We start from the raw sequence: 22,708 nt of genomic DNA on the forward strand, positions 1-22,708 counted from the left end.
CGAGTGGTGGCCACGACGACTCGTTCCCCCCGCCCCCGTCCCTGGCGCTCGGCATCGGCGATCCCGGTGCGCGCCGTCCGACCCACCACCGCACCCGCGCCCACGGTGACGCCGCGCATCCCCCTGACCCTCCCCTCTCCCAGCGTGCCCGGCGGCCGCTATCGGCCCTCGGCGTACGTCGGCGATGCCGTCCCCTTCACCGTCACGGCATTCCGCGAAGGACACGATGCGATCGGCGTGCAGGTGCGGCTCTTCTCCCCTTCGGGTGATGAGTCCCTTCACCGGCTCACCCCGCTGAACGACGGCTTCGACCGCTGGACGACCACGGTGGCTCCCCTCGAGACCGGGGTGTGGCGCTTCCGGTTCGAGGCCTTCAGCGACGATTTCGCCACGTGGCAGCACGCTGCCGACATCAAGCTCGCCGCCGGACTCGACCCCTTCGTGATGCGCGAATCCGGAGCCCGCCTGTTCGACACCGCGATCGCGGAGAAGGGTCGGAGTGCGGCCGAACGCACCCTGCTGGCCGCCGCCGCCGCACAGTTGCGCGATGCCGATGTCACCGATGCCTCGGCTTTGGACATCGTCCGCGATGAGCGGATCGCGGCGCTGTTCGCCGCGCGTCCGACCTCGGCGATCGTCAGCGCGGGAGAAGAAGCCGAACTGCTCGTCGAGCGCGAGCGAGCCGGCGTCGGATCCTGGTACGAGTTCTTCCCGCGCTCCGAGGGCGCCACGCGCAACGACGACGGCTCGGTCAGCAGCGGGACGCTGCGAACCGCCATCGACCGGCTTCCCGGCGTCGCGGGGATGGGCTTCGACGTCATCTACCTCCCGCCCATCCATCCGATCGGAACCACCAACCGCAAGGGCAGGAACAACAGCCTCACTTCCGAACCCGGCGACCCCGGCTCCCCCTACGCCATCGGCTCCCACGAGGGCGGACACGACGCCATCCACCCCGACCTCGGCACCGAGGCGGACTTCGTCGCCTTCGTCGACGCCGCCCGCGGCCACGGGCTCGAGGTCGCTCTCGACCTCGCGCTGAACGCCTCTCCGGATCATCCGTGGGTCACCGAGCACCCGGAGTGGTTCACCACCCTCCCCGACGGGTCGATCGCGTTCGCCGAGAATCCGCCGAAGAAGTACCAGGACATCTATCCGCCGAACTTCGACAACGATCCGGCCGGGATCTACGCAGAGATCCTGCGGGTGGTCCAGCACTGGGTGGGCCTCGGGGTCAAGATCTTCCGCGTCGACAATCCCCACACCAAGCCGGTGCAGTTCTGGGAGTGGCTGATCAGGACGGTCAACGAGGCGGACCCGGACGTCATCTTCCTCTCCGAGGCCTTCACCCGCCCGGCGATGATGCGGGGCTTGGCGATGGCCGGATTCCAGCAGAGCTACACCTACTTCACCTGGCGCAACAGCAAGGCGGAGCTGGAGGAGTTCTTCACCTCTATCTCGCATGAGACGTCGGACTTCATGCGGCCGAACCTCTTCGTCAACACCCATGACATCCTCACCGAGTACCTGCAGTACGGCGGCCGGCCGGGATACCGGATCCGCGCCGCGCTCGCCGCGACGGCGTCGCCGACGTGGGGTGTCTACGCCGGGTACGAACTGTTCGAGAACGTCGCCCGTCCGGGCTCGGAGGAGAACATCGACAACGAGAAGTACGAGTACAAATTCCGCGACTGGGACGGCGCCGAGGCCCGCGGCGAGTCCCTCGCGCCGTGGCTGCGGCGCCTCAACGAGATCCGGCGCGCGCACCCGGCGCTTCGACAGCTGCGAAACCTCGACGTGCACTGGAGCGATGACGAAGCCATCCTCGTCTACTCCAAGCACCTGGATGCCGCGCTGTCGCCGACCGGCGAATCCGACACCATCCTCGTGGTGGTCAACGTCGACCCGCACTCGACCCGTCAGACGATGGTCCACCTCGACACCCGCGTGTGGGGTGTGACGCCCGGCGAACCCTTCGAGGTCGAGGACCTCGTGACCGGGGCGCGCTGGACATGGTCGGATCACAATTTCGTGCGCCTCGACGCCTTCACCGAACCCGTGCACATCCTCCACATCGCAAAGGACCGCGCATGACCGCCACGCCTCCTCCCCTCGACGCCGGCCTCCTCGACGCCGTCTCCCATGGCGCGCATCACGATCCGCACGCGGTGCTCGGCATCCACGCACCCGGCGCCGAGGGAACGGGGTGGGTCGTCCGCACCCGTCGGCCGCTGGCCGACAGCGTCGTCGCCGTGTTCGACGACGGCACTCGGGTGCCGCTGAGCCATCGGCATGCCGGCATCTGGGAGGGCGTGCTCACCTCGCGCCCGAGCGGCGGATACGTCATCACCGCCGTCTACCCGGACGGATCGGAGTACACCGCCGACGACCCCTACCGGCACGGTCCGACGATCGGCGAGCTCGACCTCCATCTCGTCGGAGAAGGCCGCCACGAGGAACTGTGGAACGCCCTGGGCGCGCATCTTCGCACCCATGATGGCGTCGCCGGAGCATCCTTCACCGTGTGGGCGCCGAACGCCCAGGCCGTCCGTGTGGTGGGCGACTTCAACAGCTGGGACGGAACCGGCCACTCGATGCGGTCGATGGGCGGCAGCGGGGTCTGGGAGCTGTTCGTCCCGGGCCTCGAGGCCGGCGCGCGCTACAAGTTCGAGATCCTCTCGCGTCATGGCGCGTGGGTGATGAAGGCCGATCCGATGGCGCGCCGTGCGGAGGTCGCTCCCGGCACAGCCTCGGTCATCGAGGACTCATCCTTCTCGTGGGGCGATGGCGCGTGGATGAAAGAGCGTGCCGCGTCCCGGCCCGCGGAGAGCGCGATGTCGATCTACGAGCTCCATTTCGGCTCGTGGCGCCCCGGGCTGTCTTACCGGGACGCCGCCGATCCGCTGATCGAGTACCTCACCGACCAGGGCTTCACGCACGTCGAGTTCATGCCGCTCGCAGAGCACCCCTTCGGCGGCTCCTGGGGTTATCAGGTCACCGGGTATTTCGCTCCCACGGGTCGCTTCGGGACACCGGACGACCTGCGGTATCTGATCGACCGCCTGCACCAGGCGAACATCGGCGTCATCATGGACTGGGTCCCCGGTCACTTCCCCAAGGACGAATGGGCTCTGGCTCGCTTCGACGGCGAGCCCCTGTACGAGCACGCCGATCCCCGCCGCGGCGAACACAAGGACTGGGGCACCTACATCTTCGACTACGGCCGACGTGAGGTGCGCAACTTCCTCGTCGCCAATGCGCTGTACTGGCTGCAGGAGTTCCACGTCGACGGCCTCCGTGTCGACGCCGTCGCGTCGATGCTGTATCTCGACTACTCGCGCAATGAAGGCGAGTGGCTCCCCAACATCTACGGCGGTCGCGAGAACCTCGATGCGATCGCGTTCCTGCAGGAGGTCAACGCCACGGCCTACCGGCGCTACCCCGGTATCTCGATGATCGCCGAGGAGTCCACCAGTTTCCCGGGCGTGACCGCGCCCACCAGCCACGCCGGTCTCGGCTTCGGCTTCAAATGGAACATGGGCTGGATGAACGACTCGTTGCAGTACATCGCCCGGGATCCGATGTACCGCAGCCACCACGAAGGCGAGATGTCCTTCTCGTTCGTGTACGCGTTCAGCGAGAACTACATCCTGCCGATCAGCCACGACGAGGTCGTCCACGGCAAGGGCAGCCTCTTCCAGCGCATGCCGGGCGATCACTGGCAGAAGCTGGCGAACATGCGTGCCTATCTGGCGTACATGTGGGGCCACCCCGGCAAGCAGCTGCTGTTCATGGGCCAGGAGTTCGGACAGCTGTCGGAGTGGTCGGAGTCCCGCGGCCTGGACTGGTGGCTGCTGGAGCAGCCCCCGCACCGGCAGCTGCAGGACTTCGTCGCCCAGCTGAACCGGCAGTACCGTGCCCACTCCGCCCTGTGGTCGCGGGATGCCGACGGGTCGGCGTTCCATCGCCTGGGGGCGCCGTCATGGGACCCGAACGTCATCGCGTTCTCGCGTCGCGATCACCACGGCAACACCGTCGCCGTGATCGCCAACTTCTCCGGCGTGCCGATTCAGCCGTTCACCCTCGACCTCCCCGCTGCGGGGGTGTGGGACGAGGTCCTCAACTCCGACGCCGGTGAGTACGGCGGCTCGGGCGTGGGGAACATGGGCATCGTGCACGCCGACGACAACGGCCGCGCGACCATGGTCCTCCCCCCGCTCGGCGTGCTGTGGCTGCGCCACCGCACACCCGCGCACATCCCCTCGCCGACCCGGGGCTGACGTGACGGAGGGGGCGGGCCCGAGCCCGCCCCCTCCGTCACGTCGAGGAGATCGCGTCCCTCAGAACAGCAGCGACGCGAGGCGCCCGCGCGCGCGGATGACGCGGGGGTCGGCGTCACCGATCACGCCGAACAGTTCGAGCAGCCGCTCGCGCACCGGTGCGCGCTCATCGTCGGAAAGGACCGCGAACAGATCCAGCAGGCGCGCGAAGGCGTCATCGACGTGGCCGCCGGCGACATCCAGGTCAGCCACGGCGAACTGCGCGTCGAGATCCCGCGGAGCAGCTGCCGCGGCGTCGCGGGCGGCGGCGAGATCCACGCCCTGCACACGCTGGAGAAGGCGCACCTGGCCGAGTGCGGCTCGTGCATCGGCATCGCGCGGGTTCTCAGCCAGAGCCCGCTCGTACGCGCTGACGGCCGTAGCGTAATCCCCCGCTTCGATCGCGGCAGCCGCTTCGGCGTGCAGCGGCGGAAGCTCCGGCTCGACGGGGCCGTCGGAGTCGGCGGCATCGGCGTCGGCCGCAACAGTTCCGGTGACCCCGTTCTGGGCCGCCAGCTGCAGGAACTGTGCGAAGACCTCGCGCACCTGCTGCTCGGGCACCGCGCCCGTGAACAGCGGCACCGGCTGACCGGCGACGACGCCCACGACCATCGGGATGGACTGCGCTCGGAACGCCTGTGCGAGTTGTGGGTTGGCGTCGACGTCGACTTTGGCGAGCACGATGCGACCATTCAGCTCACGGACGACGCGCTCCAGCGCCGGGCTCAGCTGTTTGCACGGTCCGCACCACTCCGCCCACAGGTCCACGACGACCGGAACCGTCCGCGACAGCTCCAGCACTTGACCGAATGTCGCGTCCGTGACGTCCATGACGAGAGAGGGCACCCGCCCGGACGGAGCCGGTGCGGCACCCTCGGTGGGCGGTCCGGCCGACCCGGCGGGCGCCGCAGCAGGGCGATTGCGGAGCGAGGACAGATCGACGGCGCCACGCAGCGTCGCGCCGGGAGAGACGTCGGTCACGGAATCACCTTCGCGTTGAGGATGTCGGATGCATAGCCGAGCAGTCGGATCTTCTCCGTCGATCCCTGGCCGGGCACGTAGAAGAAGAGCTGGTCGGTGTAGGTCGTGGTGAAGCCCGTCGAGGACTGTTCGGCACCGGAGAGCGTACGCACCGTGGGGTTGTTCTCGAGCTTGATCACCGCGTCGGGGTTGGTGGGCTTGACGGTGTCGATCTCATCGATGTTGACCGCAACGATCGCACCGCTTTCCAGAGTAGCGAGAGCCAGCGGGTCGTACGCGCCGGGTGCGGCCTGGAAGGTCAGCTCCCCCGTGGAAGCACCGGTCTGGTTGAACTCGTCCAGGCGCTTCTGGCGGTCCCCGGCCACACTCACTCGGAATTGGTCGCTCGCGACATCGAACAGATCGAAGTACTGGCTCTCTTCTCCGCTGTTCAAGATGTCGGCATAGGCCTCGGCGAGCTGCGCGGGGGGCAGGAGGAGGAACGGGGAATCCGGCGCCGGCTGAATGGCGCCGATGTATGCCGGCGCCACGACCGGGAGCTCGGTAGCTGCCTCGAGGCTCGCCAGATAGGTCAGCCTGTACGGTGACCACTGGTCCTGCTGCGTGAGCATCATGATGCTCGAGGTGTTGGAGTCGGTGTCGTCGACGACGCCCACGATCGAACGCGGCCACTCGTCGTACGCCTGGGGCAGCACGAGCGTCAGCGGCTCGGCCGGCAGCGGGGCGGGAGCGGGATAGTCGCCGATCGCCCCGCGCAGCGCGTAGTTGGTCGAACGCGCCGCGAGCACGGCACCGTCGAGCCGTGTGGCGGCCAGAGCCTCGTCCGCGGTCTCGTCGGCGGCGGCAACCGTCTCGGCCACCCGCGTCCAGATGCGATCAGCCTGGGCTTCCGTGACCGCGGGGGCCTGCTGACCCTCGGGAACGATCACCGACGCAGACGGTGAGGGCGTCGGCGAAGGGGCGAACTGCGGCCACGCCTCCGACGAGCATCCGGCGAACAGGAGGGCGGACACGGCGACGGCCGGAACGACGATGAGGCGGCGGCGGCCCCCGGTGAGTGCGCGACGACCACTCGCGCTGATCACGCCCTTGCGCTTCCCTTCGACGGCGAGGTCGATCGGCTCTGTGACCGGGACGGGGAGGCCCTTCCGGCGGGGGCCGCGCGAACGCCGCAGATGGCGGATCGCGAGGATGTACAGGAACACGCCCACGGCCATCATGAGACCGCCGGCGACGATGAGCGGCCCAGCCCACGGCGTGGCGTTCGCGATCGGCCACGACACCGTGATGTCGGCCGGCGCCGGCTCGACCCCATCCGCCGCGACGAGCACGCTCATGTCCTCGGGCAGCTGAAGCGGGGCGATGAGGACATCCTCCTGCTGGAACTCGTCCAACCAGAGATCCGAGCCCACCGGGCTGCGGACATCGACCGCGCCCGCGTCGTCGCCGGTGGAGGCGTCGGCGGCTGGCGCCTCGGCCTCGGTGCCCTCTACGGCGGCGGCGGACTCCTCGGGCGCCGGCGTGGACTCCTCGCCGGACTCCTCCGACACGGCAAGGCTCGGGGTGATCTGTTCCGCCTCGAGCGCCCCCTCCTCGTCGACCGTCACGCGCGTGTACGCGGTGTCCGAGAGCCAGGCCTCGAGGTCGGCCGTCCGACCGTACGCCGCGAAGATGGTCCCCTCACTCTGGGCACGAAGGGTCTGGGCGCCCGGGCGGCTGTTGAGCACGTCGCCCTCGACCAGGACGTAGGGCGTGTCCTCCTCGAGCGCGACCGCGGCGGTCTCGGTGTCCGGCCCCTGGAAGACCGTGCGCTGGGCGATGCCCGCGCCGATCATCAGCGCGGCCAGAACGAAGGCCGCGACGGCCCACACGAAACGCACGAATGCCTCACCTCTCCTCGCTCCGATACCGTTCCAGGACGCGGTGGAGCGCAAAACTCGACATTCCAGACTACCGAAGGGCGCCTGGATGTCGCCCGGGAGCGAGTGATGCCGGGAGGGACGACCGCCTATCAGTATCCTGACAAGGCCGGACGTCGATGCGCCGGTTCAGCCAGGAGAGGGCGCGCGCCGATGAAGATCCACAATCCGTTCCGCGTGGCGCTCGTCGCCACTCTCGGGGTGGGTCTGGGACTCCTGCTCATCGCGAGCATTCAGACTCTCTCGACGATCCTGCTCTACGTCGGCACGGCGCTGTTCCTGTCGTTGGGGCTCGATCCGATCATCTCCTGGCTGGAGCGACGCGGGCTCCCCCGTTGGGCGGCCGTGCTCATCACCATCCTCGGAGTGCTCGGCATCTTCGCCGGCATCGTGTTGATGGTGGTCCCGATCATCGTGGCCCAGGTCGCGCAGTTGATCGCCGCGATCCAGGATCTCTTCTCGACCATGACGTGGGAGGAGTTCATCGGCGGCGTCCTCACCTGGGCGCAGGACACCTTCCCGGGTATCCGGGTGGACGAGGTGTGGAGCTACATCGAGGACTGGTACACCTCGCTGGATCTCGGGTCCATCGGCAGCACGATCGGCGAGGGTGTCCTCGGAACCGTGGGCGCCGTGATCGCCGGGTTCGGCGGCGCATTCATCGTCCTCATCCTGACGATCTACTTCACCGCCTCCACGCCGAATCTCAAGAAGGCCGTGTATCAGCTGGTGCCGGCCTCCAAGCGTCCCCGCTTCATCGATCTCGCCGAACAGATCACCGCCTCCGTGGGTTTCTACGTCATCGGACAGCTGAGCTTGGGCGTGACCAACGGCGTGCTGAGCTTCATCTTCCTCTCGATCATCCAGGCCCCCTTCCCCGCCGTCCTCGCCGTCATCGCCTTCTTCTTCTCGCTGATCCCGCTCGTGGGCACCCTGACCGGATCGACCATCATCGTGCTCACGTGTCTGATCCCGGGGCTCGGTTCGCCGACGACAGCGCTCGTCGCCGCGATCTACTACCTGATCTACATGCAAATCGAGGCGTACATCATCTCCCCCCGCATCATGAACCGTGCGGTGTCGATCCCGGGAGCCGTGGTGGTCATCGCCGCCCTGGCCGGGGGGTCCCTCCTGGGTCTGCTCGGTGCCCTCGTGGCGATCCCCGTCGCGGCCAGCATCCTCATCATCTATCGACAGGTCATCATCCCCCGACAGAACGAGCTGTGACCGGCGTGCGGATCACTCGGGGTCTGCGAGAGGTCCGTCCCATTCCACGGGCAGCGGCAGCGCGTCGGGGTTGACCACGGCGACGATCTCGGTGAGCACGCGACGCGTCTGATTCTCACCGACCCACAGGTGCTTCCCCCCCTCCACGGCGATCAGAGTCGCGTGCGGAATCGCGGCGAACCGCTCCTGAGCGGCATCCGGACGCAGATAGTCGTCGAGCTCGGGGATGAGCGCGATGACCGGCCGGAGATCTCCGGCCCAGCCCGCGAGGTCTTCCTCGGTCGCGCGATGCAGGGGCGGCGAGAGAAGGATGATGCCCTCGATGTCGTGGTCGCGTCCGTATTTCAGAGCAAGTTCGGTGCCGAAGGACCAGCCCACCAGCCACGGCCGGGGCAGCCCGCGCTCCCAGACGAAGTCCATCGCTGCGGCGACGTCGAAAGCCTCGTTGCGACCGCCGTCGAAGCTCCCTTCGCTCGTACCCCGAGCCGAGGTGGTCCCCCGGGTGTTGAATCTCAGCACCGCCAGGTCGGCCAGCGCGGGCAGGCGGCCGGCAGCCTTCCGAAGGATATGCGAATCCATGAACCCACCCGCGGTCGGAAGCGGATGAAGCGTCACCAGAGTGGCCACCGGCGCCGCGTCGCGCGGAGCCGCGAGCTCACCCACCAGGGTCAGGCCGTCGACGGTGTGAAGCTCGATGTCCTCCCGGCGGGCCGGGAGAAGGACGGGCCCGCGAATCTCCATCATCCGATCCTCCAGCAGTGCGTGTGCCAATGGCGACGGTCGGCCAAGGCTGCCGCGTCACCGAGGATCCCGTCGGCGCGCCACACCACCACGTGAGCCGTCGCCGGGGGGATGTCCTGCGTGCACCCGGGGCACACATACGACTTCACAGCCTGTCCCGCGGACACCGGCTGGACCGTCCAGATCGTGCCGCGACGCTCCTCGGTGCGCTTCCAGCCGGCGAGCAGCCGTTCGAAGGAGTCGTCGCGCGCGGGATCCGGGCGACGACGGTGCGATCGCGGCATCAGGTCAATACCACCCGGTGCGGGTCGAGTGGTCCCACGCTCCGCACGGCGTGCCGTAGCGCCCGGCGATGTAGCCCAGACCCCAGGTGATCTGCGTTGCGGGGTTGGTCTCCCAGTCGGCGCCGGCCGAGGCCATCTTGTTGCCTGGGAGGGACTGGGGGATGCCGTACGCACCGCTGGATGCGTTGTACGCGTTCACCCGCCATCCGGATTCCTTATTCCACAGGGCCACCAGGCAGCTGAACTGGTCGTCGCCCCACCCACGCGCCATCACCATGTCGTAGGCGATCGCCTGCGCGCTTCCAGGATCGGGTGTGACGAAGGGCGGCACCCACCCTCCGGACCCCGAGGAGGACGACGACGCCGACCGCGTCGTCGTGGGCGTCGGTGTCGGGGTGGGTGTGGGCGTGGGAGTGACGTAGACGGTGTAGCCGCTGCGATCGAGCGACGGCGACGCGGTGGCGGTATCGGCGTCGGTTCCCACGGTCACCGCCTGCACGTCGCCGAGGGTGCTGGCGTACAGCGAGATCGGCGGCACCTCCTCGGCGTTCGCGCTGGACAGCGCCGCACCGGTGGGACCGATCCAGGCCGCCGCGAACGCAACCGCGGCGAACGCCGCGAATGTCGCCGAGGTGCTCCGCCGCCGAGACCAGCGAGCGGCGGGACGCCGCTCGATCCGTCGAGCCGTCGCGCGCCGGGTGATCGCCTGACCGCGAGCGGCGAGGTCACGCCTCCGGGTCGGAACGGCAGCGCGCGGCGCAGCGGCATCGTCATTCGGTGCCGGCAGATCGTGCGCAACGGGGCCGTCGGGAGTCACAGTGCCGCCGAGTCTACCGACCCGGTTCCCGTCCCGCCACGAGCGTCGGGCGAGGCGTCACGACACCGCGAGCATGACCTCGACGACGGCGTCGAGCACCGCGTCGACCTGCTGCTCACGGTATCCGCCGCGCTGCATGCGGAAGGCGACCGCGCGGACCTGTTCGACCGTTACGGTCTGACCGGACTCCAGGTAACGGCAGATGCGGTCGGCCACCAGGTCCACCTCATCCACGCGGTAGCCGAAACCGAGCACGCCGACACGGTCGAAGCGCCGGCCCTCCGGGCGCGACAGCCGATCCAGCACCTCCTGCGCAAGGTCGCGTGTCCGCCCCACCCATCCCGCGGCGCCGAGCCGTGCCACCTCGGCTTCGCGCTCACGCGCGGCGAAGGCGTCCTCGATCCGGCCGAGCGCCGAATCCACGGCGTCGATGACGTAACCGCCCCGAACCAGTGCGAACGCAGCGTGGCGGACGTCCCACGAGGTGACGGGGTCGGCCGTTCGTCCTTCGAAGGACTCACGGGCGCGCAGGAGGAAATCGTCGACAGCGCTACGGTCGTAGCCCTTCTCACGGCCGCGGGTGATCGGGAACGCCGCTCGGGCGTGCGCCTGGCCCGCGACGCCGGTGTCTGATGGTCGAAGGTCGGTCATGCGACTCCGAGGGGCGAGAGCAGGTAGTACAGAGCAAGCGCTGCGGTCGTGGAGGGCAGGATGGAGTCCAGGCGGTCGAGAACTCCTCCGTGGCCGGGCAGCCAGGAGCTCATGTCCTTGATCCCGAGATCGCGTTTGATCATCGATTCGCCGAGATCGCCGGCCGTGGCTGTGCCGAGGATCACCAACCCGATGATGACGCCCGTCCAGACCGGCAGACCGAGCATCAACGGCGCCAACAGGAGCCCTGCGATGACCGCGGCGACCGCGGCCCCCGCGAACCCCTCCCACGTCTTCTTCGGACTGATGCGCGGCGCCATCGGGTGACGGCCGCCTCGTCCGAGGGTGAGTCCTGATACGTAGGCGCCGGTGTCGGAGACCACGGCCACGATGATGAAGGCGAGCACCCACCATTGGCCGCCGTCCTGTGCGAGGAGGGCGACGCAGAGACTGGCGAGGAAGGGGACGTAGAGCTGAACGAGGGCGGCGATCAGGACGTCGCCGAGCACGAGTGCGTGCGGTCTGCCGTCGTCGGCGAAGAGCTGTGCGACCAGCCGCCACACCACCACCAGGGAGACCGCGGCGAACGCGCCGATCCAGTGCAACCAGGGCTGGAGGAAGAACCCGGCGAGGACCAGGAGTGTTCCGGCGATGAGCTGCGCGACGATGTCGACCCGGCGACCCGACGCGCGGAGAGCGCGGCTGAACTCGAATGTGCCGAGGGTGCTGGCGGCCAGCGCGAACAGCACGAAGAGCTGCTTGAAGAAGATCAGGGACGCCAGGACCACGACGCCGATCGCCAGGCCGATGAGGATCGCCAGGATGAGGTTGCGCCCGGTGCGCTGGGTGATCCTGGCGTTGGCCTCCTCGAACTCTGCGCGCGCATGCGCGAGTTGCGTCTCCAGTTCGCTCCGGGCAGCGCGCACGTGCGTCTGGAAACCGGGTTCTCCGGCGACGGGCGCCCGTCGGGCAGCGGCGGCCTCCCGACGGGTCGCGGGAACCGCAGGGGCGTCGCTGCCCCGCTCTCCACCCGCGGTGTCTGTCATGACCGGCTCACACTTCGAGCAGCTCAGCCTCTTTGCGCTTGAGCGCGTCATCGATGGCGTCGACGTGCGTGCGCGTCAGAGCGTCGAGCTCCTTCTCACCGCGGGAGATCTCATCCTCGCCGACCTCGCTCTTGAGCGAGTCGAGGTCGTCCTTGGCCTTGCGGCGGATCCCGCGGACGTGGACCTTGGCGTCCTCACCCTTGGCACGGACGATCTTGACGAATTCCTTGCGCCGCTCCTGAGTCAGCTCGGGCAGCGTGACACGCACGAGGTTGCCGTCGTTGGTGGGATTGGCGCCGAGGTTAGGCGTGTCGCGGATCGCCTGCTCGATGGCTTTCAGCGCCGACTTGTCGTAGGGCGTGACCACGAGGGTGCGAGCCTCAGGGTTGTTCAACGAGGCGAGCTGGGCAAGCGGCGTGGGCGAACCGTAATAGTCGACCATGATCTTCTGGAACAGCTGCGGGTTGGCGCGGCCGGTGCGCACGGTCGCGAAGTCCTCCTTCGCGGCCTCGACCGCACGGTCCATGCGGGAAGCGGCATCTGCCAGTACGTCGGCGATCACAGGAACTCCATTCTCCGAACTCATCAGAAGTCTAGTGCGCGACCCCGGGCAGCCCGGGGCAGCACACCGTGGTGGCGGGGAGGGGGCGTCGTCAGACGGTCACCAGGGTGCCGATGGACTCGCCCAGAAGGGCCCGGGTGACGTTGCCCTCCGGCTCCATGCCGAACACCCGCATGTCCATCCCGTTGTCCATGCACAGGCTGAAGGCGGTCGAGTCCACGACCTTCAGTCCGCGCTGCAGCGCATCGATGTAGGTGATGCGATCGATGCGTGTCGCGGTGGCGTCCTTCCGCGGGTCGGCGGTGTAGACGCCGTCGACGCCGTTCTTCGCGACCAGGACCTCCACCGCCCCGATCTCGAGGGCGCGCTGGGCTGCGACGGTGTCGGTAGAGAAGTAGGGCAGTCCCGCTCCGGCGCCGAAGATGACGACGCGGCCCTTCTCCATGTGACGCTCGGCACGGCGAGGGATGTACGGCTCGGCGACCTGCGTCATCGAGATCGCCGATTGGACACGCGTGGCGGCACCCGCCTGCTCCAGGAAATCCTGCAGGGCGAGAGCGTTCATCACGGTGCCGAGCATGCCCATGTAGTCAGCTCGACCCCGGTCCATCCCCCGCTGGCTCAATTCGGCCCCTCGGAAGAAGTTTCCGCCGCCGACCACGACGGCGATCTCCACGCGGTCGACCGCAGCGGCGATCTCGCGGGCGATCTGGCTGACGATGTCGGGATTGACCCCGAGCGCTCCTCCGCCGAACGCCTCCCCGGACAGCTTCAGCAGAACACGACGGCGGTGGCTCGTCTCATCGATCACGGATCATCCTCTCGTCCAACGCAGACTATCGAAGCGTGAGAAAGGGCCCGCACCGACGAGGGGTCGATGCGGGCCCTGCAGCGATCTCAGGCGCCGACCTTGAACCGAGCGAACCCGGTCAGGGTCAGACCTGCATCCTTGGCGACCTGGGCCACCGACAGCTTGTTGTCGCGGGCGTAGTCCTGGTCGAGGAGCGACACCTGCTTGAAGAAGGCGTTCACGCGTCCCTCGACGATCTTGGGCAGAGCCGCCTCCGGCTTTCCCTCGTTGCGCGAGATCTCCGTGACGATCTGGCGCTCCTTCTCCACGTCCTCCTCGGGAACCTCGTCACGGGAGAGGTACGAGGGGTTGGCGAAGGAGATGTGCTGCGCCAGGCTGCGGGCGGTCTCGGCGTCGTCACCCGAGTAGGCCAGGACGACTCCGACCTGCGGGGGCAGGTCCTTGTTGGTCTTGTGCAGGTAGACCTCGAAGTTGTCACCGGCGAGTGTCCGCACGCGACGCAGCTCGACCTTCTCGCCGATGATCGCGGCCTCGTCCGAGATGAGCTCGGCGACCGTCTGCGCGCCGGCGGGCGCCGCCAGCGCGGCGTCGACGGAGTCGGCGCCGGCGGTCGCGGCTGCCTCGACGACCTTCTCGGCCAGAGCGACGAAGCGGTCGTTCTTGGCGACGAAGTCGGTCTCGCAGGCGAGCTCGATCATGGTGACCTTGCCGTCCTGCTCACGGGCCGCGATGAGGCCCTCGCTCGTGGATCGGTCGGCACGCTTGGCGTTACCCTTCGCGCCCTTCAGGCGCAGGATCTCGACGGCCTTCTCGACATCGCCGTCGGCCTCCTCGAGGGCCTTCTTGGTGTCGACCATTCCGGTGCCGAGCTGCTCGCGGAGAGCCTTGATGTCAGCGATGGTGAAGTTTGCCATGGGTGGCGGCTCCTTATGTGACGGGTGCTGTCGTGTGCATGCGCATTCCTCGGGGCGGGGCATTACCACCCCGCCCCGAGGAGCAACGGCTTACTTCTCGGCGGCCTCTTCGGCGGTGGCCTCGGCGGCGTCGGACGCTTCCTGGGCGGCCTCGGGGGTCTCCGCTGTCTCGACGGCGGCGGCCTCCTCGGCTGCGGCGGCACCGGCCTCGTCGGCAGCGGTCTCGGTCGCGGCGACCGACACGTCGGCAGCGCCCGAGACCGTGGTGCCCTGCTCCAGGAGTTCACGCTCCCACTCGGCGAGCGGCTCGGCGGCCTCGTCGGCGTCTGCGGGCTGGTGACGCTGGATCAGGCCTTCGGCAGCGGCGTCGGCGATGATGCGCGTCAACAGCGACACCGAGCGGATGGCGTCGTCGTTGCCGGGGATCGGGTACTGGAACTCGTCCGGGTCGGCGTTGGTGTCGAGGATGCCGATGATCGGGATGCCGAGCTTGGTGGCCTCATCGACGGCGAGGTGCTCACGCTTGGCGTCCACGACCCAGATCGCGGAAGGCGTCTTGGACATGTTGCGGATGCCGCCGAGGGACTTGTGCAGCTTGTCGAGCTCGCGCTTCTTCAGCAGGAGCTCCTTCTTGGTGAAGCCGCTCTCCGCCGGGTTGTCGTAGTCGAGCTCCTCGAGCTCCTTCATGCGAGCCAGGCGCTTGGACACCGTCTGGAAGTTGGTGAGGAGTCCGCCCAGCCAGCGCTGGTTGACGTACGGCTGACCGACGCGGGTCGCCTGCTCGGCGATGACCTCCTGGGCCTGCTTCTTCGTTCCGACGAACAGGACGGTCCCGCCGTGTGCGACGGTCTCCTTGACGAACTCGTAGGCCTTGTCGATGTACGACAGCGACTGCTGCAGGTCGATGATGTGGATGCCGCTGCGCTCGGTGAGGATGAAGCGCTTGACCTTCGGATTCCACCGACGGGTCTGGTGTCCGAAGTGCACGCCGCTGTCGAGCAGCTGGCGAATGGTGACGACGGCCATGGCCGTTCTCCTTCTCTGGCGCGTTCACGCCGTTTCGGTTTTCCTCCCGGCCGATCGACCGGTGCTGCCTGGTACCCCACCGCCTTCCGCTCGCACGCGACGATGTCGGGTGGGAGACCGTGGGAAGGATGCCGCGCACCGCGAGACCGAAGTCGTCGCAGCGCGCTCTGGGCACGCGTAGTCACCCCGATGTCGGGGTGCGAAGAGAAGTCTATCAGCGTCATGGCTGCGACGTCCTCTCCTCCCCACCCGACGAGACGGGTCAGGACTCCACAGATCCAGACGGGCCCGACGCGACGCAGGCGCGAGTCGGCGAGCCTTGCGCTCATGTCCTCGCGTTCGCCGTCGCATCGGCCCCCGCAGGCGAGGCGGCAGGCGGCGTTCCTGCTGGCCGTCGTGCTCGGCTTCGCGTTCGCGATCGCAGGTCTCCCTCCCGTCGGCGCGACCACTCCGCACGACGATGTCTCCCTTCCGCTCGCAGGAACCTGGGGATGGCCCCTGGATCCGTTCCGGCTCGTCCGCCCGTACATCGCGCCCGCGCACGAGTACGCGCCAGGCCATCGGGGCATCGACATCGCCCCGGTCGGGTCATCGTCATCGGTGGAAGTCGTCGCGCCGGCGGACGGGGTGATCGCCTTCAGCGGGCAGGTGGCAGGGCGTCCGGTGGTCACGATCGACCACGGGGCGGGATTCGTCTCGACGCTGGAGCCCGCCGCCGGCGTTCTCCCACCGGGCACCGCGGTCGATCGCGGGGACGTCGTCGCCATGCTATCCGAGGGCGGACACAGCGCGCCCGGCACGCTCCACTTCGGCGTGCGTCGGAACGGCGCTTACATCAACCCGATGCTGCTTCTCGGAGGCGTGCCGCGCGCAGTCCTCCTCCCGTGCTGCTGAGCCGTTCGCGGCTCACGCTCGAGGATGCGCCAGACGGTAGGACGCGGTGAGGCGCTCGTGCGAGACGTGCGTGTAGATCTGCGTCGTGCCCAGGCTCTCGTGACCGAGGATCTCTTGAACACTGCGGAGGTCGGCCCCGCCGTCGAGGAGGTGGGTGGCGGCGCTGTGCCGCAAGGCATGCGGACCGACGGGTCGCCCGACGAGGGGGCCGACCGTGCGCGCCACGAGGTCGTACACGGTCCGCGGACCGAGCCGTGCCCCACGCGCGCCGAGGAAGAGCGCAGCATGCCCGCGGTCTCGATCAGCCTGCCGCGCGAGCAGCACGGGGCGCGCCCGAACGAACCATGCATCCAGCGCCGCGGATGCGGGCCCACCGAAGGGCACGACGCGCTCCTTGGCCCCTTTTCCCCAGACGCGCACGGTGCGCCGTTCGCGATCCACGTCATCGGTGTCGAGCCCGCACAGCTCCGAGACGCGGATGCCTGCCCCGTACAGCAGCTCAAGGATCGCGTGGTCGCGCAATGCGAGAGCATCGCCGGTCTCCGACGCTGCAGCCCCCAGATCGGCGAGCATCTCGGCGAGAGCCTCGGCGGGAGCCACGGTCGGCAGAGTTCGGCCGCGCTTCGGAGTGAGAAGGCGGGCAGCGGGGTCGGTCGACACGTCGCCGGCGGCCACCGCCCACGCGAAGAGTCCCCGCGCCGATGCCGCCCGTCGTGCGAGGGTCGCCCGGGAGGCCCCGCTCTGCTGAACGCGCCAGAGCCACTCGCGCAGATCCTCGCGGGTGATCTCGCCGATGTCGGGATCGTCGAGCGTGTCGGCGAGGTCACCCAGATCGGCGCGGTACGCGCGGACCGTCGCCGGCGACAGCCGCCGGACGTCGCGCAGGTGCGCCAGGTGGCGTTCGATGACCGCCGAGAGCCGCATCACCCCAGAATGCCCGATACGTCTGCGTCAGTGCGCCGCCGCGCGGCGGAGCGCTCATCTCGTCCAGGACGGCACCCGGCGCCAGCCGACCATGCCGCGCTCCACGCCTCCGGAGAGTGCGAGGATCCCGAGCTCCGCCTCGACCTCGGCAGGCGCGAGGCCGGCGGAACGCGCGATCTGGGCGAGATCCTTCTCCGTTCGCACGCTGAGCGCGTCGATGACGCGAGTGGTCCGATCGGTGCGGTCCCCGCTCACCGCCGCAAGCAGCGTCCCGTCCTCCCAGCCGAGGAGCTCGCGGACATCATCCGCGGAGGTGATGCAGCGCGCGTCGTACTCCCGCATGAGCCGATGACACCCCGCCGAGGCGGTGCTCGTGATCGGCCCGGGTACCGCGCCGAGCGGCCTTCCCAAGGATGCGGCATGACCGGCCGTGTTGAGCGAGCCGCTTCGCCATCCTGCCTCGACGACGACGGTCGCATCGGACATCGCCGCGATCAGCCGGTTTCTCTGGAGGAACCGCCACTTCGTCGGCGCCGCCCCGCATGGGGCTTCGCTGATGATCGCGCCCGAGCCGGCGATCCGATCGATCAGATGACTGTGCCCTGTCGGGTACGCGCGATCCGCGCCGCCGGCGAGGAATGCCACGGTGGCGCCGCCGACCGTGAGCGCGGCGCGGTGAGCGGCGCCGTCGATACCGTAGGCCGCCCCCGAGACCACCGTCGCCCCCGAAGCGGCGAGGTCGGCGGCGAGCTCTCCTGCGACATGCTCGCCGTACGCGGTCGCCGCCCGCGCGCCGACCAGCGCGACGGCGGCGCCCGCCGGCCGCAACAGCGCGACGCTTCCACGCACCCAGAGACACACGGGCCGGTGCGACCCGAGGTCGTCCACCGCCGTGGGCCAGGACGGATCGCCGGGGACGAGGAGTTGCACACCGGCGCGCGCCGCGGCCGCACACGCCTCGGCGATACCCTCCGGCCGCCACCGCGGCATCCAGCGCTCCCGGCCACGCTCCACATGCGCGGCGAGATGCGCGGGAGCGGGGCCTGCGCTCACGACCATTTCGAGCGCCCGGAGGGCGCCGTACTCCGCGATGAGGTGGCCGGCGGCGCCGTCACCGGGTTCGGTGAGAAGGTTCCAGGCCACCCGCGCCCAGACGTCGGCTTCGTCGGAGTCGGACCACGCCGCACCGCGGACATTCTGCAGCTCGCGCCTCGCGCTGTCGGAGGGCTCCGGCCGCATGCTCACGCGATCACCCCCTTCTTCAGGAACAGGGCACGCCCGATGTCTTCGACGCTCAGTTGCGGGCGACCGCCGAGATCTGCCAGTGTCCAGGCGACCCGGAGGACCCGGTCGTACCCGCGCAGAGTGAGCGCTCCGCGGTGGAGCGCGGCATCCAGGGGCCGGCGGATGATCGGCGACGGTGCCGCCGGCCCCCGACGGAGCCAGCTCCCCGACACGTCGGCATTCGTACGCCACGGGGTATCGCTGAGGCGGTGCGCGGCTCGTGCCCGCGCCTCGCGCACCTGCGCGTGCGCGTCGGCGGTGGTGGTGCCGCCGGCGTCGCCCTGTCCGGGCGCGACCGCCACGCGACGCATGGACAGCTCGATGTCGATGCGGTCGAGCAGAGGGCCCGACAGTCGGCCGAGGTAGCGGCGGATGGCGATCGGCGGACAGACGCACGCTCCGCCCGGCACGGCGAACTGTCCGCACGGGCAGGGGTTGGTGGCAGCCACGAGCTGGAATCGCGCCGGGAACTCGGCGACCGCCCCGGCCCGGTGAATGGTGATCCGGCCGCTCTCCAAGGGCTGGCGCAGCGCGTCCAAGGCGTGCGCAGGAAACTCCCCCGCCTCGTCGAGGAACAGGATGCCGGTCGCCGCGCGCGCGATCGCTCCCGGCCGGATGATCCGCGATCCTCCGCCGACGAGCGCAGCCACGCTCGCGCTGTGGTGAGGGGCTTCGAAGGGCGGAGTCCGATGAAGAGCCGAGACGGCCTGACCGCCGAGCGACCGGACGGAGGCCGCCAGGAGGGCAGCCTCCTCGTCGAGCGGGGGCAGGATGCCGGGGAGACGCCGCGCCAGCATCGTCTTGCCCGCCCCCGGAGGCCCGCTCATCAGGATGTGGTGGCCACCCGCGGCCGCGACGATGAGGGCTGTCACCGCTTCGGGCTGACCCACCACGTCCGCAAGCTCCAGCGCCTCCCCCGTCATCTCCTCAGGCCGCGCCGCCGGAACGGCAGACTGCTCGGGCACTTCGACGGATCCGCCGTGGAAGGCCACCACCTCGGCGATGTTGACGGCGCCGAGCACCTCCACGCCGGTCACCAGCTGAGCCTCCTCGCGGTTGGCATGCGGCACCACCGCGCGACGAATGCCCTTTCGGGCCGCGGCGAGCACGGCGGGAAGGACTCCGGGCACCGGGCGGAGCCGTCCGTCCAGACCGAGTTCGCCGATGTGGACCGTGGCGTCGAGCGACTCCCGCGCGAGAGGGAGCTCGGTGGCGATGGCTGCGACCGCGATCGCGACATCGAACCCGGATCCGTTCTTGGGCAGGCTCGCGGGCGACAGATTGACGGTGAGCCTGCGTCGCGGAAGCGTCAGCCCGTTGTTGGCGCAGGCGTTGTGGACCCGCTGGACGGCCTCTCCGAGCGCCTTGTCGGGCAAGCCGATGATCCGGAAATCGGGAGTCTGCTGCGAGAGGTCGGCTTCGACCTCGACGAGTGCTCCGTCCAAGCCCGTCAAGGCGACGGCCCGGGTGCGGACGACGGTCACCGCAGATCCCGCAGATGCTCGATCGACGCGGTCCGAGGATCGGGACCCAGGACCGACACCGCATCGAGCCTCAGTCGGCGCCCCTGGGCGGATTCCGGGTGAGCCGCGATCCACGCCATCGCCAGGCGCCACAGCCGCATGCGCTTGCGGGTGTCCACCGCTTCGAGGGGATGGCCGAAGTCCTCGCCGCGCCGGGTCTTGACCTCGACGACGACGAGGTCACTCCCGTCCTCGGCGACGAGGTCGATCTCGCCGCCGGTGCACCGCCAGTTGCGGGCGATCACCCGCCATCCCTGCTCCTGGAGATACGCCGCTGCGCGCTCTTCGCCGGCTCTGCCGACCTCGTCCTTGACTGCCATGGTCCGATCGTGATCGGTCGCGGCATCCCATGGCGGCCGCTTCCCCGCATCCGTGCACACAGCACGAAGTGGACCCGCTGTGCAGGAGAGGACGCGGGCGCGTCAGCTGTCGAGCGAGAGTTCCTCAGGAAGCTGGAAGTCGCGTCGGGAGAGCTCCTCGACGTTGACGTCCTTGAAGGTCAGCACCCGCACGGCCTTGACGAACCGATCGGCGCGGTAGATGTCCCACACCCAGACGTCGTTCATCGTGATCTCGAAGTAGAAGTCGTGCTCGGTGTCGCGGCGCACGACGTTGACCTCATTGGCGAGGTAGAACCGCCGTTCCGTCTCGATCACGTACGCGAACTGACCCACGACATCGCGGTACTCGCGGTACAGTGCCAGCTCGAGCTCGCGGTCGTAGTCTTCGAATACCTCGTCGTCCATGGTGAGTCCACTCTAGATCGCCCACGGCGCATCCACGCCCCGACGGTCGGCCGCGACGGCGTCAGAACAGCGTCGGTGCGTCGGCGATCGACCACGACGACCGGTGGTGCCTGCTCAGACCATGGGAGCGGATCGCCGCCCGATGCTCGGGACTGGCGTATCCCTTGTTGCGAGACCACTGATACGCGGGCGACTCGTCGTGCAACCCCGTCATCAGGGTGTCGCGCGCGACTTTCGCGATGACGGACGCCGCCGCGGCGCTGGCGCAGTCGCGATCGGCCTTGATCACCGGCCGTATCCGCAGATCCCTGGCACCGGCCGGGGTGATGTAGTCGTAGTTCCCGTCGAGGATCACGATCGCCTCCGAGGCGTCCACGCCGTGAGCGCGCAGATCCGCCAGCGCGCGGATCGTGGCAAGGCCCAGAGCGCGCATGATGCCGATCTCGTCGATCTCATCGGCCGAGGCCCATCCGACGGCGCTGGCGGCCACCCAGGAGGCCGCTCTCGCCGCAACGGCCGGTCGATGGTGCTCGGGCACGAGTTTGGAATCACGCAGGCCCTGCGGCACGCGCTTGCGCGATCGCGGCGCGTCGACGGCGACCGCTCCCACGGCCACCGGCCCCGCCAGAGCCCCGCGTCCGACCTCATCGCAGGCGATGACGACGGGATGCTCGCGGAGCAGTCGTCGTTCGAGGGTGAGGCGCGGTTCGATCACGGTCACGGCTGGTCGGCAGGCTCCGGAACCCCCGCGAAGACCTCGTGGTGGAAGTCCAGCAGCCCGAACCGGGACAACGGCCACGTGGTGAGGAACGCGCGGCCCACGACGTTCTCGAGCGGAACGAAGCCCTCGCCCGGCTGGTCTTGGTTGAAGCGGGAGTCCCGCGAGCTGTTGCGGTTGTCTCCGAGCACCCAGAGACGGTCCTCGGGCACGGTGACATCGAAGTCCTCGGCCGACGCCCTGCTGACCCCGCCGGGGAGCTTGAGGTAGTCCGTCTCATCGATGGGGACGTCGTTGATCGTGATCTGCCCGAGGGTGTTGCAGCACACCACGTGATCTCCCGGAAGTCCGATGATCCGCTTGACGAGGTGGTCGTCGCTGTCCGGTGCAGCGAGACCGATGAGGGACAACACCCACTCCACACCGTCGACGAACGGGCCACGGCTCGGTGTCTCCGAGGGAGGCAGCCACCCACCCGGATCGCGGAACACCACGATGTCGCCTCGTTCGTATCCCCCGAACCGCGGCGTCAGCTCGTCGACGAGGATGCGGTCATTGACGTTGAGGGTGTTCTCCATCGACCCCGACGGGATGTAGAACGACCGGACGACGAAGGTCTTGACGAGGAAGGACACCACGAGCGCGATCAGGACGATGATCAGGACGTCCCGGAGGAAGGTGCCCCACCCCCGCTTGCGACCCTCGGGCTGTGACCTGCGGGAGGGGAAGCGGTCGGCCGTCGCGTGTTGCTCGGTGGTCATCGGATCCTTCTCGGGGCCTCCCGCCCCGGTCGGTGCGGCGTCCTACCAGGGTGACATACTCGCGCGGAGTCGACGGTCTGCCGTCGCGGGGAATTCCCCCGGAACGACGAACGCCCCGGTGATCACCGGGGCGTTCGGGGTTCAGCGCGCTCAGCTGTCGCGCTTCTCCTTGATCTTGGCCTTCTTGCCACGGAGGGCGCGAAGGTAGTACAGCTTCGCGCGGCGCACGTCACCGCGGGTGACGACCTCGATGTGGTCGATCACCGGGCTGTGGACCGGGAACGTACGCTCCACACCGACCTGGAAGCTGATCTTCCGCACGGTGAAGGTCTCGCGGATGCCGTCGCCGGAGCGGCCGATGACGACGCCCTGGAAGATCTGGATGCGCGAGCGGTTGCCCTCGGTGATGTTGACGTGCACCTTGACGGTGTCACCGGGGCCGAAATCGGGGATGTCGGAGCGCAGCGATGCTGCGTCGACGGAATCGAGGATCTGCATGAGGGATCACTTCCTGCGGCCGCCACAGGTCGACCGCGTCACGATGACGGGATGGTGTGCCC

23 protein-coding genes are annotated in these 22,708 nt (G+C 69.0%); 4 read left to right on the forward strand and 19 right to left on the reverse strand.

The window, feature by feature from the left end; translation table 11 throughout:
* Positions 1 to 6 precede the first annotated feature (6 nt).
* Together FBY40_RS11195 and glgB are read left to right on the forward strand one after the other, a co-directional pair.
* A complete protein-coding gene (locus tag FBY40_RS11195; protein WP_200829978.1) occupies positions 7 to 2,094 on the forward strand; it encodes an alpha-1,4-glucan--maltose-1-phosphate maltosyltransferase in 2,088 nt (695 codons plus the stop codon).
* Positions 2,091 to 4,280 (forward strand): 1,4-alpha-glucan branching protein GlgB, encoded by a 2,190-nt coding sequence (gene glgB, locus FBY40_RS11200; protein ID WP_235014817.1) that lies wholly within the window; start codon positions 2,091 to 2,093, stop codon positions 4,278 to 4,280. The genes FBY40_RS11195 and glgB overlap by 4 nt, the downstream gene beginning before the upstream one ends.
* 60 nt (positions 4,281 to 4,340) lie before the next feature.
* Here the strand turns inward: glgB and FBY40_RS11205 are convergent, their stop codons facing one another.
* Together FBY40_RS11205 and FBY40_RS11210 are read right to left on the reverse strand one after the other, a co-directional pair.
* A complete protein-coding gene (locus tag FBY40_RS11205) occupies positions 4,341 to 5,300 on the reverse strand; it encodes a tetratricopeptide repeat protein (protein ID WP_141938725.1) in 960 nt (319 codons plus the stop codon).
* Positions 5,297 to 7,180, reverse strand: coding sequence for a glycosyl transferase (locus FBY40_RS11210; protein ID WP_141938727.1), 1,884 nt, complete (start codon positions 7,178 to 7,180; stop codon positions 5,297 to 5,299). Before FBY40_RS11210 ends, FBY40_RS11205 begins: the two co-directional genes overlap by 4 nt.
* A gap of 192 nt (positions 7,181 to 7,372) precedes the next feature.
* Between FBY40_RS11210 and FBY40_RS11215 the strand changes: the two genes are divergently transcribed.
* Complete coding sequence (locus FBY40_RS11215) at positions 7,373 to 8,446, forward strand: AI-2E family transporter (protein ID WP_141938729.1); 1,074 nt, start codon at positions 7,373 to 7,375, stop codon at positions 8,444 to 8,446.
* 12 nt (positions 8,447 to 8,458) lie between these two features.
* Here the strand turns inward: FBY40_RS11215 and FBY40_RS11220 are convergent, their stop codons facing one another.
* The 9 genes from FBY40_RS11220 to rpsB all read right to left on the reverse strand — a co-directional run bounded on the left by FBY40_RS11220 (position 8,459) and on the right by rpsB (position 15,298).
* A complete protein-coding gene (locus FBY40_RS11220; protein ID WP_141938731.1) occupies positions 8,459 to 9,187 on the reverse strand; it encodes an alpha/beta hydrolase in 729 nt (242 codons plus the stop codon).
* A complete protein-coding gene (locus FBY40_RS11225; protein WP_141938733.1) occupies positions 9,187 to 9,471 on the reverse strand; it encodes a hypothetical protein in 285 nt (94 codons plus the stop codon). The genes FBY40_RS11220 and FBY40_RS11225 overlap by 1 nt, the downstream gene beginning before the upstream one ends.
* Before the next feature lie 4 nt (positions 9,472 to 9,475).
* Complete coding sequence (locus FBY40_RS11230; protein WP_442922864.1) at positions 9,476 to 10,288, reverse strand: lytic transglycosylase domain-containing protein; 813 nt, start codon at positions 10,286 to 10,288, stop codon at positions 9,476 to 9,478.
* A 57-nt stretch (positions 10,289 to 10,345) separates the two neighbouring features.
* Positions 10,346 to 10,939: a DivIVA domain-containing protein gene (locus FBY40_RS11235; RefSeq protein ID WP_141938735.1), complete on the reverse strand. Its 594-nt coding sequence runs from the start codon at positions 10,937 to 10,939 to the stop codon at positions 10,346 to 10,348.
* Positions 10,936 to 11,985 carry a phosphatidate cytidylyltransferase gene (locus FBY40_RS11240; RefSeq protein WP_141938737.1) on the reverse strand — a complete coding sequence of 350 codons (1,050 nt, stop codon included), beginning with the start codon at positions 11,983 to 11,985 and terminating at the stop codon, positions 10,936 to 10,938. The genes FBY40_RS11235 and FBY40_RS11240 overlap by 4 nt, the downstream gene beginning before the upstream one ends.
* A gap of 7 nt (positions 11,986 to 11,992) precedes the next feature.
* Positions 11,993 to 12,547 carry a ribosome recycling factor gene (frr, locus tag FBY40_RS11245; protein WP_141940146.1) on the reverse strand — a complete coding sequence of 185 codons (555 nt, stop codon included), beginning with the start codon at positions 12,545 to 12,547 and terminating at the stop codon, positions 11,993 to 11,995.
* A gap of 91 nt (positions 12,548 to 12,638) precedes the next feature.
* Complete coding sequence (gene pyrH, locus FBY40_RS11250) at positions 12,639 to 13,358, reverse strand: UMP kinase (protein ID WP_141938739.1); 720 nt, start codon at positions 13,356 to 13,358, stop codon at positions 12,639 to 12,641.
* Positions 13,359 to 13,444: 86 nt separating this feature from the next.
* Complete coding sequence (gene tsf, locus FBY40_RS11255) at positions 13,445 to 14,272, reverse strand: translation elongation factor Ts (protein WP_141938741.1); 828 nt, start codon at positions 14,270 to 14,272, stop codon at positions 13,445 to 13,447.
* A gap of 90 nt (positions 14,273 to 14,362) precedes the next feature.
* Positions 14,363 to 15,298 carry a 30S ribosomal protein S2 gene (rpsB, locus tag FBY40_RS11260; RefSeq protein ID WP_141938742.1) on the reverse strand — a complete coding sequence of 312 codons (936 nt, stop codon included), beginning with the start codon at positions 15,296 to 15,298 and terminating at the stop codon, positions 14,363 to 14,365.
* A 327-nt stretch (positions 15,299 to 15,625) separates the two neighbouring features.
* Between rpsB and FBY40_RS11265 the strand changes: the two genes are divergently transcribed.
* Positions 15,626 to 16,192 carry a M23 family metallopeptidase gene (locus tag FBY40_RS11265; RefSeq protein WP_200829979.1) on the forward strand — a complete coding sequence of 189 codons (567 nt, stop codon included), beginning with the start codon at positions 15,626 to 15,628 and terminating at the stop codon, positions 16,190 to 16,192.
* 12 nt (positions 16,193 to 16,204) lie between these two features.
* Here the strand turns inward: FBY40_RS11265 and FBY40_RS11270 are convergent, their stop codons facing one another.
* From FBY40_RS11270 to rplS, 8 genes are all read right to left on the reverse strand, one after another.
* Positions 16,205 to 17,116, reverse strand: coding sequence for a tyrosine recombinase XerC (locus FBY40_RS11270; protein WP_141938744.1), 912 nt, complete (start codon positions 17,114 to 17,116; stop codon positions 16,205 to 16,207).
* A gap of 54 nt (positions 17,117 to 17,170) precedes the next feature.
* Complete coding sequence (gene dprA / locus FBY40_RS11275) at positions 17,171 to 18,355, reverse strand: DNA-processing protein DprA (protein WP_141940148.1); 1,185 nt, start codon at positions 18,353 to 18,355, stop codon at positions 17,171 to 17,173.
* Positions 18,356 to 18,357: 2 nt separating this feature from the next.
* Positions 18,358 to 19,884, reverse strand: a complete 1,527-nt coding sequence (locus tag FBY40_RS11280; RefSeq protein ID WP_141938747.1) for a YifB family Mg chelatase-like AAA ATPase — start codon at positions 19,882 to 19,884, stop codon at positions 18,358 to 18,360.
* Positions 19,881 to 20,243: a YraN family protein gene (locus FBY40_RS11285; RefSeq protein ID WP_141938749.1), complete on the reverse strand. Its 363-nt coding sequence runs from the start codon at positions 20,241 to 20,243 to the stop codon at positions 19,881 to 19,883. The genes FBY40_RS11280 and FBY40_RS11285 overlap by 4 nt, the downstream gene beginning before the upstream one ends.
* A gap of 102 nt (positions 20,244 to 20,345) precedes the next feature.
* Entirely contained in the window at positions 20,346 to 20,669 is a 324-nt protein-coding gene (locus FBY40_RS11290; RefSeq protein WP_124293411.1) for a DUF2469 family protein, read from the reverse strand.
* Positions 20,670 to 20,730: 61 nt separating this feature from the next.
* Positions 20,731 to 21,390: a ribonuclease HII gene (locus FBY40_RS11295; RefSeq protein ID WP_141938752.1), complete on the reverse strand. Its 660-nt coding sequence runs from the start codon at positions 21,388 to 21,390 to the stop codon at positions 20,731 to 20,733.
* Positions 21,387 to 22,148: a signal peptidase I gene (lepB, locus tag FBY40_RS11300; protein ID WP_141938754.1), complete on the reverse strand. Its 762-nt coding sequence runs from the start codon at positions 22,146 to 22,148 to the stop codon at positions 21,387 to 21,389. The genes FBY40_RS11295 and lepB overlap by 4 nt, the downstream gene beginning before the upstream one ends.
* A gap of 150 nt (positions 22,149 to 22,298) precedes the next feature.
* Positions 22,299 to 22,646 carry a 50S ribosomal protein L19 gene (gene rplS, locus FBY40_RS11305; RefSeq protein WP_124293414.1) on the reverse strand — a complete coding sequence of 116 codons (348 nt, stop codon included), beginning with the start codon at positions 22,644 to 22,646 and terminating at the stop codon, positions 22,299 to 22,301.
* Positions 22,647 to 22,708: the final 62 nt, after the last annotated feature.

The organism is Microbacterium sp. SLBN-154 (assembly GCF_006715565.1).
In the GTDB taxonomy this organism is placed as follows: Bacteria; Actinomycetota; Actinomycetes; order Actinomycetales; family Microbacteriaceae; genus Microbacterium.

Coding starts and splice junctions, on each gene's coding strand:
- dprA (WP_141940148.1), bottom strand. CDS start 18,355: ATGCGGCCGGAGCCCTCCGACAGCGCGAGGCGCGAGCTGCAGAATGTC.
- rpsB (WP_141938742.1), bottom strand. CDS start 15,298: ATGGCCGTCGTCACCATTCGCCAGCTGCTCGACAGCGGCGTGCACTTC.
- FBY40_RS11265 (WP_200829979.1), top strand. CDS start 15,626: ATGTCCTCGCGTTCGCCGTCGCATCGGCCCCCGCAGGCGAGGCGGCAG.
- FBY40_RS11270 (WP_141938744.1), bottom strand. CDS start 17,116: ATGCGGCTCTCGGCGGTCATCGAACGCCACCTGGCGCACCTGCGCGAC.
- FBY40_RS11215 (WP_141938729.1), top strand. CDS start 7,373: ATGAAGATCCACAATCCGTTCCGCGTGGCGCTCGTCGCCACTCTCGGG.
- tsf (WP_141938741.1), bottom strand. CDS start 14,272: ATGGCAAACTTCACCATCGCTGACATCAAGGCTCTCCGCGAGCAGCTC.
- FBY40_RS11220 (WP_141938731.1), bottom strand. CDS start 9,187: ATGGAGATTCGCGGGCCCGTCCTTCTCCCGGCCCGCCGGGAGGACATC.
- FBY40_RS11240 (WP_141938737.1), bottom strand. CDS start 11,985: ATGACAGACACCGCGGGTGGAGAGCGGGGCAGCGACGCCCCTGCGGTT.
- FBY40_RS11235 (WP_141938735.1), bottom strand. CDS start 10,939: ATGACCGACCTTCGACCATCAGACACCGGCGTCGCGGGCCAGGCGCAC.
- rplS (WP_124293414.1), bottom strand. CDS start 22,646: ATGCAGATCCTCGATTCCGTCGACGCAGCATCGCTGCGCTCCGACATC.
- lepB (WP_141938754.1), bottom strand. CDS start 22,148: ATGACCACCGAGCAACACGCGACGGCCGACCGCTTCCCCTCCCGCAGG.
- FBY40_RS11290 (WP_124293411.1), bottom strand. CDS start 20,669: ATGGACGACGAGGTATTCGAAGACTACGACCGCGAGCTCGAGCTGGCA.
- FBY40_RS11225 (WP_141938733.1), bottom strand. CDS start 9,471: ATGCCGCGATCGCACCGTCGTCGCCCGGATCCCGCGCGCGACGACTCC.
- FBY40_RS11285 (WP_141938749.1), bottom strand. CDS start 20,243: ATGGCAGTCAAGGACGAGGTCGGCAGAGCCGGCGAAGAGCGCGCAGCG.
- glgB (WP_235014817.1), top strand. CDS start 2,091: ATGACCGCCACGCCTCCTCCCCTCGACGCCGGCCTCCTCGACGCCGTC.